Raw genomic sequence first — 14033 nt, 5'->3', positions numbered from 1 at the left:
ACATAGAATTCTTGTTTTATAATCTAATTAGAGTCTTTTTTCATTACAGACCTATCTTGTTCAACAAAATCTTTAAAATGATTTAAATACTTTTTGGTTTGTTTTTTAAAGGCACCGGGCATTATCCATCCCATTAGCTTCATCCCAAAGCCTGAAAACTGAAACTCATTTTTTGAAATCCATTTGGTTGTTTTGTCATCTATTTCTTTAAAATAACTTTCTTGAATGTTGTATACTCCTTTGGTTTCATAGGTTGCAAGCAGTTTTTCTGGTAATTTATTTTGTAAAATGGTTTCGGTTAAAACCATATCACGTTTACCCATTTTATAAATCAATTTCATTTTACTTCCATCAGCTCCAGGATTACCGCTTATTTGCTCATAATCTACCAACCCTTCTTGCCAGTGCTTTAAGTTTTCTGCATTGTCTAGTTTTTCAATAACTTTTTCTCGGGGCTCGTTGATGATAATTTCAATAGTATATTTCATGACTTATAAAATTTATTCAGCTCAATTTACGGTTTTTTTGAAAACTATTTAAGAAAGCGGTTTATCGCTAATAAATTGATAAAACCTTTGCTTTCAATACTTGTTTAACGGGTACTTTTTTTTACTTTTGCTCCACTTCAACACAAAAAAAGGTTTAATTTAATTACTTATAAAAATGAATAAATACTCCATATCACTACTTGTTATGTTTATGGTTACGGCAATTTCTTTTGCTCAAGAAAAGAAAGAAACTTTGTTGACTATTGATGGTTCGCCGGTTTACACATCAGAGTTTGTTCGTGTGTATAAAAAGAACTTAGAATTAGTTCAAGACGACTCACAAAAAACAGTTGAGGGGTATTTAGATTTATTTGTTGATTATAAGCTGAAATCTGCTGAAGCCTATGCACAAAATCTAAACGAATCAAATAGCTTTAAAAGAGAATTCAGAAAATATCAAGAACAACTTTCACGCAACTATATTTTTGAAGACAAGGTTACCGAAGATCTTGCTCGCGAAGCTTATGAAAGAGGTAAGGAAGAAATTCATGCGGCTCATATATTAATTCGTGTAGGGTATGATGATGTGCCACAAGACACCTTAAAAGCCTATAATAAAATTAAAGAAGTTCGTGAAAAAGCTATTAATGGTGAAGACTTTGAGTCTTTAGTAAAACAATATTCTGAAGAGCCAGGAGCTAAAGAAAGAGCCGGAGATTTGGGTTACTTTACAGTTTTTTCTATGGTTTATCCTTTTGAAACTGGAGCTTACAACACAAAAGAAGGTGAAATTTCAGATATAATAAGAACTCAGTTTGGGTATCACATTCTTAAAGTTAAAGATAGAAGAAAACGTAAACCTAAAATTGGGGTTTCTCACATTATGGTTTTGGATAATGGCGGAACTAGAACTTTTGATCCTGAAGAACGCATTAATGAAGTGTACGCTATGTTGCAACAAGGAAAATCTTTTGAAAACCTTGCAAAGCAATATTCAGATGATAAAAATTCTGCCGTAAAAGGAGGGAAGTTAAACCCTTTCTCATCAGGTGATTTAAAATCAAAAGCATTTGAAAATGCCGCGTATGATTTAAAAGAGGTTGGCGAAATAAGTAAACCTATAAAAAGTGAATTTGGGTGGCATATTATTCGGTTAGATGAAACGTTTAGTGATCCTAGTTTTGAAGATGAACGAGCTAGACTAGAAAAACGAGTAAAAGAAGGAAGTCGCTCAAAAATTGTTACCATTGCAGTCAATAAAAAAATAAAAGATAAATACGGTTTCAGTTTAAAAAATAATTATAGACCATTTTTTAATGAGTTTGTGACTGAAGAAGTTTTAAAGCGCAAGTGGCAATATGACACAATAAGTGCAGAAGATGATAAGGTGTTATTCACCATTGGAAATAAAGATGTAATGTATAGTGATTTTGCCGAATACATTAGCGATCGTCAACGCAGAATGAGTTTTTCAAACAGAAAACATGCAGTAATTAATGATATGTATGACGAGTTTGAAACTCAAGCATTGAAAGATTATTTCAGAGAAGCATTAGAGGAAGAAAATGAAGAATACGCTGCAGTGATAGGAGAATACCGTGATGGACTTCTAATATTTGATTTAATGGAAAAAAATATCTGGAATAAAGCCAAAACAGATTCAGTAGGACTTCAAAACTATTATGAAGCTCATAAAGAAAACTATAAGTGGAACAAGCGCTTTGATACTGAAATTATTTCGGCTACATCTAGAGAGAATGCTGAAAAAGCCAGTGCATTATTTAAAAAAGGAATTTCAGGAGAAGAAATTAAAACGCAACTAAATAAAGATGACATAGTAAACGTTATCTTAACAACCGGTATGTTTGAAGCAGAGAATAGACAGTTACCGGAAGGATTTAAAGGCAAAAAAGGAGTTTCAGAAATTTACCATCAAAATGACTCTTATATAGTTGTTCACGTTAAAAATACAATTCCTTCAGGTGTAAAGCCACTTGAAGAAGCAAGAGGAAGTGTTTTAAGTGATTATCAAACACATCTTGAAAAAGAATGGCTTAAACAACTTCGCCAAAAGTATAACATAACCATCAACAAAAAAGCACTTAAAAAAATTAAAAAAGAGCTTGAAGGTTAATGATAAAATTTGGAACATACATTTTACTAGTACCGCTATTGGTTTCTTGTAATTACTTTAAACAAGATACACAACAAAAACCTATAGCTAGAGTTAATGACAATTACTTATATCAAGAAGATATTAAAGATGTAGTTCCTGTAGACGCTACACCTCAAGATAGTGCCGTAATTGTAAATGCCTATATTACTCGCTGGGCAACACAACGATTGTTAATTGATCAAGCAAAGATTAATTTGTCACAGTCAAAACTCGACTCTTATCAAAAACTAGTTAACGATTATAAAAGCGAATTGTATGCTGAAGGATACAAAAACGCTATTGTGGCACAGCAATTGGACAGTGTGATTACACAAAACGAATTAAAAAACTTTTATTCAGAAAATAAAAACAACTTTGTACTTAATGATGAATTAATCAAAGTACGTTATATATTACTATCAAACAACTTTACAAACCTGAATAGCGTTATTGAAAAGTTTAAGCGATTTAATAAAAAAGATCAAGAAGATCTAGATGATATAAGTATTCAATTTACTCACTATAATTTTAATGACTCTACTTGGGTAAAAAAAGATGCGTTGTTACAAACGTTTCCTGCGTTGCAAGACAAAGAAAGCGAATTGTTAAAAAAATCAAATTTTACACAAGTACAAGATTCATTAGGAGTATATTTGGTCAAAATTGAAGATGTTTTAAAAACAAGCGATATAGCACCGCTTTCTTATGTTTCGCCTACAATTGAACAAATAATTTTGAATCAAAGAAAGCTAGAATTAATAAAAAAACTAGAAAAGGATATTACAAAAGATGCACTTAATAATAAAAACTTTGAAATCTATGAATAGCAGAAATGCAATGACAGCGTTCTTTTTACTTTTATCAAGTCTTGTACTTGCTCAAGAAGTAGTGACGGTAGATAGTACAGGCGTAGTAAAAAACAAAGCTGAAGATTCAATAAAAGTTTCAGAAAAAAAGGTAGATTCTATCAAACCATTTAAGCGTTACAAAGCTGAAGGCGTAAGTGCCGTGGTAGGAGAGTACGTTATTCTCGATAGCGATATTGATAAAAGTTACCTTGAAATGCAACAACAAGGTATTGAAATTAAAGATATAAGTCGTTGTCAATTGGTAGGAAAGCTGATGGAAGACAAGCTATACGCGCACCAAGCAAAAATAGATAGTCTTGTAGTTTCAGATACACAAATTAACCAACAAATAGGTCAGCAGCTTGATTATATGATTAGTGAATTGGGTAGTGAAGAAAAAGTAGTAGAATATTACAGAAAAGATAATATTGCTCAATTAAGGCAAGAACTTTTTGAAGTTAACAAAACACTACAGTTGGCAAGTGAGATGCAACGTAAAATTGTAGAAAATGTTGAGGTTACTCCAGAAGAAGTAAGAGAATTTTTCTTTTCTATTCCAGAAGATGAACGTCCGGTTTTTGGCGCAGAGGTTGAAGTAGCTCAAATAGTTGTTGAGCCAGAAATAACTGAAGAAGCACGTCAAGATGTAATTAATAGATTAAATGAAATACGTCGTGATATTGTTGAAAACGGAGCCAGTTTTGCAACCAAAGCTGTTTTGTATTCAAAAGATCCGGGTTCTAGCTCAAAAGGAGGTTTGTATAAAGGTATTCAGAAAAAATCACCTTTAGCAAAAGAGTTTATCGATACTGCCTTTTCTCTTCAAGAAGGAGAAGTAAGTGAGCCTTTTGAAACAGAATTTGGTTTTCACATTCTACAGGTAGATAAAGTAAGAGGGCAGGAGCTTGATGTAAGACATATTTTAATTTTACCAGATGTTTCTCAAGCTACTGTAGAAGCTGCTAGAGCCAAAATTGATAGCGTTCGTACCAAAGTCGTAAACGGTGAACTATCCTTTGAAGAAGCTGCAATGCGATATTCAGATGAAAAAGAAACCCGTTTAAGTGGTGGTCAATTGGTTAATCCGGTTTCAGGAGATACACGTTTTGAATTAACAAAAATGGATCCTTCATTAAGTGCCCAAGTTTATAACTTAAAGGCCAATGAAATTTCAAAAGTATATTCTGATAGAGATAGAACCGGAAAAACAAAATTCAAATTTCTTACCGTAACTCGCCGCTATGAAGAGCACGAGGCAGATTTCTCAAAAGATTATGAGAAAGTAAAAGAATTAGCATTAAAACAAAAACAAGTTAAGGCTATTGAAGAGTGGCAAAATGAAAAAATTAAAGAAACCTATGTAAAGGTGAATGAAGATTATTCAGATTGTGATTTTGCAAGTAACTGGATGAAAAAATAACTGTCAGAAGCCTTAACTATAAACATTTAACCAAAAATATGTCAGACGTAACAGCCGTTAAACAACTCGTTTCAAAATACACCGATTTACGCTCAGAGATTAACAAAGTCATTGTAGGGCAAGATGAGGTGGTAGAGCAAGTACTTCTTTCTATATTTTCAGGAGGTCACGCATTGTTGATTGGTGTTCCGGGTCTGGCAAAAACCCTTTTAGTAAATACAGTTGCACAGGCGTTGGGTTTACAGTTTAAAAGAATACAGTTCACTCCAGATTTAATGCCGAGTGATATTTTAGGTTCTGAAATTTTAGATAAAGACCGAAACTTTAAATTTATAAAAGGGCCCATATTTGCCAATATCATTTTGGCTGATGAAATTAATAGAACTCCACCCAAAACCCAGGCTGCTTTGCTGGAAGCGATGCAAGAACGCGCTGTAACGGTAGCTGGAGAACATTATAAACTAGACTTGCCTTATTTTGTATTAGCAACTCAAAACCCGATTGAGCAAGAAGGAACTTATCCGTTGCCTGAAGCTCAACTAGACCGGTTTATGTTTGCCATAAACTTAGATTATCCTTCCTTTTCTGAAGAAGTTGAAGTAGTAAAATCTACCACTGCCGGTGTTCAAAATACAGTAAACTCATTATTTACTTCAGAAGAAATTATAGAATACCAACAACTTATTCGGAAAATACCGGTTGCAGACAATGTAATTGAGTATGCCGTATCATTGGTTGGAAAAACACGTCCCAACAGCGAAGCTGCTCCAGAGATTGTAAAAAATTACATTGACTGGGGAGCAGGACCAAGGGCTTCTCAAAACCTTATTCTAGCTGCCAAAGCAAATGCTGCTTTGAGCGGAAAGTTTTCACCAGACATAGAAGATGTACAAAAAGTAGCAACTGGCATTTTACGTCATAGAATGATAAAAAATTATAAAGCCGAAGCTGAAGGCTTAACGATTGAAAAAATCATAAAAAGCTTGTTTTAATGGATTTTAAAAAGCTTTTACTGCCTATTATATTCTTTTTTGTAGGTATGTTGCTTATTACAATTGGCGCTCTTTTTAAAATTTTGCATTGGAAATTTGGTTTTGTTGATGCTACAATATTTATTGCAATAGGCTCTTTATCTGTTGTGGTAGGTTCAATAATTGCAATTGTCAAATTATTGATGATGTATAAAAAGTAGGTGTTTAAGTCTTATTTAGAATCAAACTTTTTTAGTACATTTTATTCGCTTTTCAATCTTTTGAAAACCTAAGGATTTTCAAATTCATAATTTTGTATATTAAAAATTACGTAATTGATAATTATTTATATCAAATATTTTAATTCTTTGTAAAATAAACAGTTTTTAGCGCAGTTCGTTAAACATTTTTAAATTATAATGAAATTTCGTAATTTCGCAGAACTTCAAAAAAAATTAAATATATAACTATGGCATTTGACATTGACATGATTAAAAAGGTGTATTCCCAGATGGCAGAACGTGTTGACAAAGCACGTGAGATAGTCGGGAAACCTTTAACCCTTTCTGAAAAAATTCTTTATAGCCATCTTTGGGATGGAAAACCTACTGAAGCCTTTGAACGTGGTAAAGATTACGTTGAGTTTTCACCAGACAGAATTGCGTGTCAAGATGCAACAGCTCAAATGGCTTTGTTACAATTTATGCAAGCCGGGAAAGATAAAGTTGCTGTACCCACTACCGTACATTGTGATCACTTAATTCAGGCAAAACAAGGAGCCGCAAAAGATTTACAAAGTGCGAATCAAACGAGCCATGAAGTTTTTGACTTCTTAGAGTCTGTTTCAAACAAATATGGAATTGGTTTCTGGAAACCAGGAGCAGGAATTATTCACCAAGTAGTATTAGAAAATTATGCATTTCCGGGAGGAATGATGATTGGTACCGATTCGCATACCGTAAATGCCGGAGGTCTTGGTATGGTAGCTATTGGTGTAGGTGGTGCTGATGCAGTAGATGTAATGGCCGGAATGCCATGGGAACTTAAATTTCCGAAGCTAATTGGTGTAAAATTAACCGGTGAACTAAACGGTTGGACAGCGTCAAAAGATGTAATTCTTAAAGTTGCCGGAATCCTTACTGTTAAAGGAGGTACTGGATCTATTGTAGAATATTTTGGGCCTGGTGCAAAAAATCTATCTTGTACCGGTAAAGGTACTATTTGTAATATGGGTGCCGAGATAGGAGCAACTACTTCAACTTTTGGGTATGATGATTCTATGGAGCGCTTTTTAAGAGCAACAGATAGAGAAGAAATTGCTGATGAGGCAAATAAAATTAGAGAGTACTTAACAGGCGATGATGAAGTATACGCAAATCCTGAACAGTATTTTGATGAAGTAATTGAAATTAACCTTTCTGAATTGCGTCCACATTTAAACGGGCCATTTACCCCAGACTTAGCAACGCCCGTTGGAGAGTTGGGTGAAAAAGCCAAAAAGAACGATTGGCCTATAAAAGTTGATTGGGGATTAATAGGCTCGTGTACCAACTCTTCCTATGAAGATTTAACGCGCGCTGCGTCTATTGCTCAACAAGCAATTGATAAAAAACTAAAGCCGAAAAGTGACTTCGGAATTAACCCGGGTAGTGAACAAATTAGATTTACAGCTGAGCGTGACGGATTATTAAACGTGTTTGAAGATCTTGGAGCAACTGTATTTACAAATGCCTGCGGACCTTGTATTGGTCAATGGGACCGTAGTGACCGCAAAGGAGAAGAAAAAAACACAATTGTTCACTCTTTTAACCGAAACTTTTCAAAACGTGCCGATGGAAACCCAAATACACACGCCTTTGTAGGTTCTCCTGAAATGGTTGCAGCGATTGCTATTTCTGGTCGTTTAGACTTTGACCCTATGCACGATACTTTGGTAAATGAAGATGGAGAGGAGGTAAAACTTGATGAACCACGCGGTATTGAGTTACCACCACAAGGATTTGAAGTAGAAGAAAATGGATATGTAGAACCAAGAGAGGATGGAAGCGGAGTAGAAGTGAAAGTAGCTAAAGATAGTGAAAGACTTCAGCTATTAACTCCTTTTGAGCCTATTCAAGATTCTGAGTTGCAAGGTGTAAAACTATTGATCAAAGCATTTGGAAAATGTACAACAGACCATATCTCAATGGCTGGACCTTGGTTGCGTTATAGAGGACACTTAGATAATATTTCAAATAACTGTTTAATTGGAGCGGTAAACGCATATAACAAAAAAACAAACTTTGTTAAAAACCAATTAGACGGTGAATACGGAGGCGTTCCGGATGTACAACGTGAATATAAAGCAAAAGGAATTAAAACAATTGTAGTAGGAGATCATAACTATGGAGAGGGATCTTCTCGTGAACACGCAGCAATGGAGCCTAGACACTTAGGAGTAGCTGCTGTTTTGGTAAAATCATTTGCTCGTATCCACGAAACAAACCTTAAAAAGCAAGGGATGCTAGGATTAACCTTCGCAAATGAATCAGATTATGATTTAATTCAAGAGGACGATACGTTCAACTTTTTGGATATAGCAGATTTTGCTCCTAATAAACCCTTGACAATTGAAGTGGTTCATAAAGATGGAAGTAAAGACACGATAATGGCTAACCATACGTACAATGATGCTCAAATAAGATGGTATCGTGAAGGTTCTGCACTTAATTTAATCAAGAAGCAGAATGCCTAACTGATATTTATTTTTTACATACTAAAAACTCCTTTCAATTTTTTTGAAAGGAGTTTTTTTAAAAAAAAATTACCGGGGAGTAAAATTATCGTATTTGGTGAATGGTAAAAAAACTATCAGTTTTTGAGCGTAGTAGACTAACACTAGCCAAATTTGTAAATAATCGAAATTGAATTGTTTCATTTTCTGAAAGCTCAACTAAAGTTTGAACACTTCTTACAGGCGGCGTTACATTTATGCTTCCTACTACCAAAGAGACACTTATATTAGCAAAATTTTGCTGTGCAATAACCTCGGTACCTTTCAAGATTTGAATACCATAATTTGTTGAAACTGCAAGTCCTCCAGATGAATTAATTTGAGCATAAATATCATAAATTCCATCTTGTTTTGCTGTAAAAGTGTATGTAGCTGTATCAAATTCATTATTAACATCAAAATCCAAATTATTGAAAGGAACAATTGCATAATTTGACCCTAGGGTGATTCCTATTGTTGTACCGCCGGTAGAAAAATTTCCTTTAATGGCCGTTTTTATATTACTTTCATATACTTGCTTTGAAGATACTTTTTTTACCAAACCTGTACCTGAGGAGACTAATATTGAACTTTCTGCTACAGTATTATCAATCTCGTCAACTACCTCACCGATAATTAAATCACCATTAATGTCTAATGTTGCATTAGGACTAGTTGTACCAATACCTACTTGTGACAAAACTGGGTATGTAATGAGAAAAAATATAAGTACTTTTAATTTCATTTGATAATAGATTTGTTGACCACTGAGAATGTATATAAAGCTAAAAATAAAAGGCAAATTAAGTGGACAAAATGAGAATATTAACAAAATTTTATGAAAAAAATCAAGTTATTCATTCAAAAGAATAAAAGTAACCTTCTGTTTATTGGTGTTTTAGTTTTATTATTACTACCACAAACGAGAATGCCCATACAGGTATTTATTCAGCGACTGGTATCTTTTAGCCCTTCTGAAATTGATGCCGAAGAAAGTGAAGTACTTCAAGACTATACTTGGCAATTAGAGCAGCTAGAGGGAGGAACCAAATACTTTTCAGAATCAAAAAAGAAAGTAGTTTTAATTAACTTTTGGGCAACGTGGTGCCCCCCTTGCATTGCTGAAATGCCTTCTCTTCAAAAACTGTATGATGCCTACGGAAATAAAGTTGATTTTTATTTTGTAACCTCTGAAGAAAAAGAAGTAGTACAACGTTTTATGGATAAAAAAGAATATACATTTCCTGTGTATATACAAACCAGCAAAGCACCAAGGTTATTGACATCAAGTTCTTTACCAACTACCTATGTAATTGCCAAAGATGGAGAGATACGTGTTAATAAAGTAGGTGTTGCAGACTGGGATAGCAAAAAAACAAGAGAAATTTTGGATAGGTTACTAGAAGAATCAATCTAGTAAAGGGTCTTATCGTTTTTAGTACTCCATTTATTAAAAACAGTTACCGCTTCTTCTCGAAGAATGTTTGTAAAATTGATAACTCTATCTTTAATTTTCTTATCTAATTCGTCATAGATAAATTGATCATCAAAGTTTATTTCTGCTGCATCCTCTCTGGTACAAGCATAAAAAACCTTTTTTGGACGCGCCCAATAAATAGCGCCAAGACACATAGGGCAAGGCTCACAAGAGGTATAAATTATACAGTCTGTCAATTGAAAAGAACCTAACTTTTCACACGCTTTTCGAATGGCAACAACCTCGGCATGCGCAGTAGGGTCGTGGGTAGAAGTAACACAATTATGACCTTCGGCTATTATTTTTCCATCTTTTACAATGACCGCTCCAAAAGGTCCTCCTGCATTAGCATTCATTCCTTTTTCAGCTAGGGCAATAGCACGTTTCATAAACTTTTTATCATCTGCTGTGATGGTACTCATGCTTTTTGAGTTTTAGTATATATTTTTTCAAAATATTCGGTTAGAACAAATACTGTTAATAGCATTCCGAGGTTGTAAATACTGTCTTCAACAGGAATGGTTACCATTCTTACGCCCATATTTTCTAAGTCATTATACCATACCACTTGATCTTCAATTCCGGTGCCGGTTAAAATTCCATTTACTATAAAAAAAGGAATAAATATGATAAAATAAGTAGGTAAAAACTCCATAAGCCACCTCTTTCTATAATTATAAACAAGGCCTAAAAGTACTAATGCATAAACAAAGCTAATGAGTGTATACCAACTACTGTAGAAGTACCATAACAAAATAATTAAACTGCTTACCAAGATTACATAAAACCTTGAGGTAAATTTTTCAGATAAAGAAAACTTCGGAAATAACTCGTGTAACGCATAATGAGTAAAGATACAAGCATATGGAATGCATATAAAAAACAGCCATTCTTCTATTGGAAGATTAAAAAGATAGACGCCAATGAGATAAACATCATTAAAACCCCAAAAACCATTATGAGTAAAAATGATGTCCCACGTGACAAAGATTGCCATCATTATAAAAAGTGCCGGAAAGAAAGAACGCCATTTTTTGTAAAACTGAAGTCTGGGATGAAAACTAAATAAAAAAGGGATACTCAATGACCCAATATTGAGCCATAAATACAAACTGTTCATTAATTATCTTTTAAAAAAACGCAAAGGCGGCAAGAGCATACCAAAACATTCTCCATCTTCTTTTCCTAGATGTTTATGATGTATTTTATGAGCACGTCTTATTCCTTTTGCATACCAATTATTAGCATTTCTGAAAAGCTTAAAACGTTGATGAATAAAAATATCATGAACAAAGAAGTAAGCAATTCCGTAGGCAAAAATACCTAAACCAATGGGTAATCCTGCCCAAAAGCCATAATATTCCCAACCTATAAAACAGCATATACTTACTACTGCATAAAATATAAAGAATAAGTCATTGCGTTCCCACCAGCTGCTGTGGTCTTTATGATGGTGATCTCTATGCAAGCTCCATAAAAAGCCATGCATAATATATTTGTGAGTAAACCATGCCATGAATTCCATTACACAAAAGGTGGCTAAAAATATAAGAATCCAAAAAAATGTTGTCATAGCTATTTAACTAGTTTTAATTGGTATTTTACATAACTTCGTGTCAATAACCCAAATTTCTCATAATTGGGAACACGAATTCTAGTGTTTTTAATTTCAATTGCCGGGGTTCGTTGTAACTTTTTCAGCAATCTCTTGTAATATCGATAGGCCATAAAAACGCCAAATTTAGCTTCGGCAGGAAGTTTTAAAATTCCTTCATAGCCTTTACTAAAATCTTCTTCAATCTCTTCAATAATACGTTGCTTTGAAATTTCATCAAGGGCTTTTAAATTGGTATTTGGAAAATAGGTTCGACTCAAATCTTCAAAATCTTCTTTTAAATCTCTTAAAAAGTTTACTTTTTGAAAAGCCGATCCCAAATGCATTGCAGAATCTTTAAGCTCTTCATATTTTTCTGTATCGCCTTTTACAAAAACTTTTAAGCACATTAAGCCCACAACGTCTGCAGAGCCATAAATGTATTCTTTATAGTCGGTTTCGGTGATATATTCTTTTTTGGATAAATCTAAGCGCATACTTTTCATAAAAGAATCTATCAAATGCTGATCAATCTTGTATCTATTAACTGTATGCTGAAAAGAATTTAAAATAGGATTGAGACTTATTTTGTCTTTCAAGGCGTTGTGTAAATCTTTTTCAAAACGATTAAAAAGAGTTTCTTTATCATAATCATGAAACGAGTCTACAATTTCATCTGCAAACCGAACAAACCCATAAATATTATAAATATCTTGGCGAATGGTAGGTGCCAACATTTTGGTAGCAAGTGAAAACGATGTACTATATGCATTTGTTACGTTTTTGCTGCAAGTTCTAGATACTATGTCGAAGATTTCTTTCACGATTTTTCTATTTGTTTTTGTACTAAACCAGCAACTAGTTTTCCCGAAATTAATGAGGGTGGAACACCTGGCCCCGGAACTGTTAGCTGTCCTGTAAAAAAAAGATTTTTAACCTTTTTACTCTGTAAACTAGGACGCAAAAATGCAGTCTGTAACAACGTATTTGCAAGTCCGTATGCGTTTCCTTTATAAGAGTTGTACTGCTCAATAAAGTCATTTACGCAAAAGGACTCTTTAAATATAACGTAATTTTTTACTTCTTGGTTGGTAAGGTATTCAAATCTTGTCATTATTTTCTCAAAATACGCTTCTCGTATTTCTGGTGTGTCTTCTAATCCCGGTGCTAATGGTATTAAAAAAATACCGGCTTCCTTATCTATTGGTGCCGTACTGTTATCTGTTTTTGAAGGAAAACTAGCATAAAATAAGGGTTTTTCTGGCCACTTTGGATTGTCATAAATTGCTTGTGAATGAGCTTCAAAGTCTACATCAAAAAACAGGGTATGATGGTCTACATTTTCTATTTTTTTGTCAAACCCTACGTAAAATAATAGGGAAGAAGGCGCAAATATTTTTTTGTCCCAATAGGTTTCAGAGTATTGACGGAATTTTTTTGGTAACAGCGTTTCGGTATGATGATAATCTGCACCACTTACAATGCAATCTGCCTTGATATCTTTTCCGTTTATTTTTATGGCTGAAGCAACATTGTCTGTAAGGATAATTTCTTCAACGTTTTGATTGGTTTTTATGGTTACGCCTAGTTCTTCGGCTAGATTTTTAATTCCTTCAATAACACTATACATTCCATCTTTTGGGTGAAACGTACCCAAACCAAAATCTGCATAATTCATAAAACTGTAAAATGCTGGAGTATTTGAAGGTTTTGCTCCTAAAAACAATACCGGAAACTCTAGAATAGAGATTAATTTCGGGTTTTTAAATTCTTTCCTTACTTCTTTACTAATAGTGCTAAAAAATTGCCCTATTTTCTTCATAGTAACCGGAGTTACTAGTTCAAAAGGTGAAACGCCCGGTCTGTAAACTAAATCTTTAATAGCAACATCATAATTGTTTTGAGCCTTGGCAATAAACTTTCTCAGTTTTTTTGAACTCTCAGGTTCTTCATCTTCAAAGGCTTTGCATATTTTTTCTAAGGTATCTTCAATAGTTATAAACTCTTCTTTTCCGAAGTATACACTATAAGCAGGATTAAGCTTTGTAAGGCTATAATAGTCTGATGGTTTTTTATTAAAGTCTGAAAAGAAACGTTCAAAAACGTCGGGCATCCAGTACCAAGTAGGGCCAATATCAAAGGTAAAACCTTCTTTATGTAACTGTCTGGCTCTACCACCCACAGTTTTATTTTTTTCATAGATAGTAACTGTATAGCCTTGTGCTGCAAGATAGCTACTTGCTGCTAATGATGAGAACCCAGAACCGATGATTGCGATATTTTTCATATTATGTTTAACAAATTTAAGCAAATATTAAACAAAAATAG

Annotated in this window: 14 protein-coding genes; 7 read left to right on the top strand and 7 right to left on the bottom strand. The window is 33.8% G+C overall.

Annotation, left to right across the window (positions count from 1 at the left end):
- Window positions 1-23 precede the first annotated feature (23 nt).
- Window positions 24-488, bottom strand: a complete 465-nt coding sequence (locus INR76_RS12995) for an SRPBCC family protein (protein WP_223108382.1) — start codon at window positions 486-488, stop codon at window positions 24-26.
- A 175-nt stretch (window positions 489-663) separates the two neighbouring features.
- Between INR76_RS12995 and INR76_RS12990 the strand changes: the two genes are divergently transcribed.
- The 6 genes from INR76_RS12990 (at window position 664) to INR76_RS12965 (ending at window position 8616) form a co-directional block, all read left to right on the top strand.
- Window positions 664-2622 (top strand): peptidylprolyl isomerase, encoded by a 1959-nt coding sequence (locus INR76_RS12990; RefSeq protein WP_223108381.1) that lies wholly within the window; start codon window positions 664-666, stop codon window positions 2620-2622.
- Window positions 2622-3470 carry a peptidyl-prolyl cis-trans isomerase gene (locus INR76_RS12985; protein ID WP_223108380.1) on the top strand — a complete coding sequence of 283 codons (849 nt, stop codon included), beginning with the start codon at window positions 2622-2624 and terminating at the stop codon, window positions 3468-3470. Before INR76_RS12990 ends, INR76_RS12985 begins: the two co-directional genes overlap by 1 nt.
- Window positions 3463-4911: a peptidylprolyl isomerase gene (locus INR76_RS12980; RefSeq protein WP_255592690.1), complete on the top strand. Its 1449-nt coding sequence runs from the start codon at window positions 3463-3465 to the stop codon at window positions 4909-4911. Before INR76_RS12985 ends, INR76_RS12980 begins: the two co-directional genes overlap by 8 nt.
- A 38-nt stretch (window positions 4912-4949) precedes the next feature.
- Window positions 4950-5903: a MoxR family ATPase gene (locus tag INR76_RS12975; protein WP_223108378.1), complete on the top strand. Its 954-nt coding sequence runs from the start codon at window positions 4950-4952 to the stop codon at window positions 5901-5903.
- Window positions 5903-6103, top strand: a complete 201-nt coding sequence (locus tag INR76_RS12970) for a hypothetical protein (protein WP_223108377.1) — start codon at window positions 5903-5905, stop codon at window positions 6101-6103. The genes INR76_RS12975 and INR76_RS12970 overlap by 1 nt, the downstream gene beginning before the upstream one ends.
- Before the next feature lie 248 nt (window positions 6104-6351).
- Window positions 6352-8616, top strand: coding sequence for an aconitate hydratase (locus INR76_RS12965; protein ID WP_223108376.1), 2265 nt, complete (start codon window positions 6352-6354; stop codon window positions 8614-8616).
- An 85-nt stretch (window positions 8617-8701) separates the two neighbouring features.
- On the opposite strand, the gene INR76_RS12960 is transcribed toward INR76_RS12965, so the two are convergent.
- Entirely contained in the window at window positions 8702-9379 is a 678-nt protein-coding gene (locus INR76_RS12960) for a hypothetical protein (RefSeq protein WP_223108375.1), read from the bottom strand.
- A 93-nt stretch (window positions 9380-9472) separates the two neighbouring features.
- On the opposite strand from INR76_RS12960, the gene INR76_RS12955 reads away from it, so the two are divergent.
- Window positions 9473-10051 carry a TlpA disulfide reductase family protein gene (locus INR76_RS12955; RefSeq protein WP_223108374.1) on the top strand — a complete coding sequence of 193 codons (579 nt, stop codon included), beginning with the start codon at window positions 9473-9475 and terminating at the stop codon, window positions 10049-10051.
- On the opposite strand, the gene INR76_RS12950 is transcribed toward INR76_RS12955, so the two are convergent.
- Genes INR76_RS12950 through INR76_RS12930 form a run of 5 tightly spaced genes read right to left on the bottom strand, consistent with a single transcriptional unit; the run spans window position 10048 to window position 13992 of the window.
- A complete protein-coding gene (locus INR76_RS12950) occupies window positions 10048-10533 on the bottom strand; it encodes a nucleoside deaminase (RefSeq protein WP_223108373.1) in 486 nt (161 codons plus the stop codon). The genes INR76_RS12955 and INR76_RS12950 overlap by 4 nt on opposite strands.
- Entirely contained in the window at window positions 10530-11231 is a 702-nt protein-coding gene (locus INR76_RS12945) for a lycopene cyclase domain-containing protein (RefSeq protein ID WP_223108372.1), read from the bottom strand. The genes INR76_RS12950 and INR76_RS12945 overlap by 4 nt, the downstream gene beginning before the upstream one ends.
- A 3-nt stretch (window positions 11232-11234) precedes the next feature.
- Entirely contained in the window at window positions 11235-11684 is a 450-nt protein-coding gene (locus INR76_RS12940; RefSeq protein WP_223108371.1) for a sterol desaturase family protein, read from the bottom strand.
- A gap of 2 nt (window positions 11685-11686) precedes the next feature.
- Window positions 11687-12529: a phytoene/squalene synthase family protein gene (locus INR76_RS12935; RefSeq protein WP_223108370.1), complete on the bottom strand. Its 843-nt coding sequence runs from the start codon at window positions 12527-12529 to the stop codon at window positions 11687-11689.
- Window positions 12526-13992 (bottom strand): NAD(P)/FAD-dependent oxidoreductase, encoded by a 1467-nt coding sequence (locus INR76_RS12930; RefSeq protein WP_223108369.1) that lies wholly within the window; start codon window positions 13990-13992, stop codon window positions 12526-12528. The genes INR76_RS12935 and INR76_RS12930 overlap by 4 nt, the downstream gene beginning before the upstream one ends.
- Window positions 13993-14033: the final 41 nt, after the last annotated feature.

This window comes from Marixanthomonas sp. SCSIO 43207 (assembly GCF_019904255.1).
Lineage (GTDB): Bacteria > Bacteroidota > Bacteroidia > Flavobacteriales > Flavobacteriaceae > Marixanthomonas.
The sequence above is the reverse complement of the archived record's forward strand: the minus strand, read 5'-3'. Positions and strand labels throughout refer to the sequence as shown.

Bases quoted from the DNA above. Each gene is read 5' to 3' on its own strand.
- INR76_RS12990 (WP_223108381.1), top strand. From the start codon at position 664: ATGAATAAATACTCCATATCACTACTTGTTATGTTTATGGTTACGGCA.
- INR76_RS12940 (WP_223108371.1), bottom strand. From the start codon at position 11,684: ATGACAACATTTTTTTGGATTCTTATATTTTTAGCCACCTTTTGTGTA.
- INR76_RS12955 (WP_223108374.1), top strand. From the start codon at position 9,473: ATGAAAAAAATCAAGTTATTCATTCAAAAGAATAAAAGTAACCTTCTG.
- INR76_RS12960 (WP_223108375.1), bottom strand. From the start codon at position 9,379: ATGAAATTAAAAGTACTTATATTTTTTCTCATTACATACCCAGTTTTG.
- INR76_RS12965 (WP_223108376.1), top strand. From the start codon at position 6,352: ATGGCATTTGACATTGACATGATTAAAAAGGTGTATTCCCAGATGGCA.
- INR76_RS12945 (WP_223108372.1), bottom strand. From the start codon at position 11,231: ATGAACAGTTTGTATTTATGGCTCAATATTGGGTCATTGAGTATCCCT.
- INR76_RS12985 (WP_223108380.1), top strand. From the start codon at position 2,622: ATGATAAAATTTGGAACATACATTTTACTAGTACCGCTATTGGTTTCT.
- INR76_RS12980 (WP_255592690.1), top strand. From the start codon at position 3,463: ATGAATAGCAGAAATGCAATGACAGCGTTCTTTTTACTTTTATCAAGT.
- INR76_RS12930 (WP_223108369.1), bottom strand. From the start codon at position 13,992: ATGAAAAATATCGCAATCATCGGTTCTGGGTTCTCATCATTAGCAGCA.
- INR76_RS12975 (WP_223108378.1), top strand. From the start codon at position 4,950: ATGTCAGACGTAACAGCCGTTAAACAACTCGTTTCAAAATACACCGAT.
- INR76_RS12950 (WP_223108373.1), bottom strand. From the start codon at position 10,533: ATGAGTACCATCACAGCAGATGATAAAAAGTTTATGAAACGTGCTATT.
- INR76_RS12970 (WP_223108377.1), top strand. From the start codon at position 5,903: ATGGATTTTAAAAAGCTTTTACTGCCTATTATATTCTTTTTTGTAGGT.
- INR76_RS12995 (WP_223108382.1), bottom strand. From the start codon at position 488: ATGAAATATACTATTGAAATTATCATCAACGAGCCCCGAGAAAAAGTT.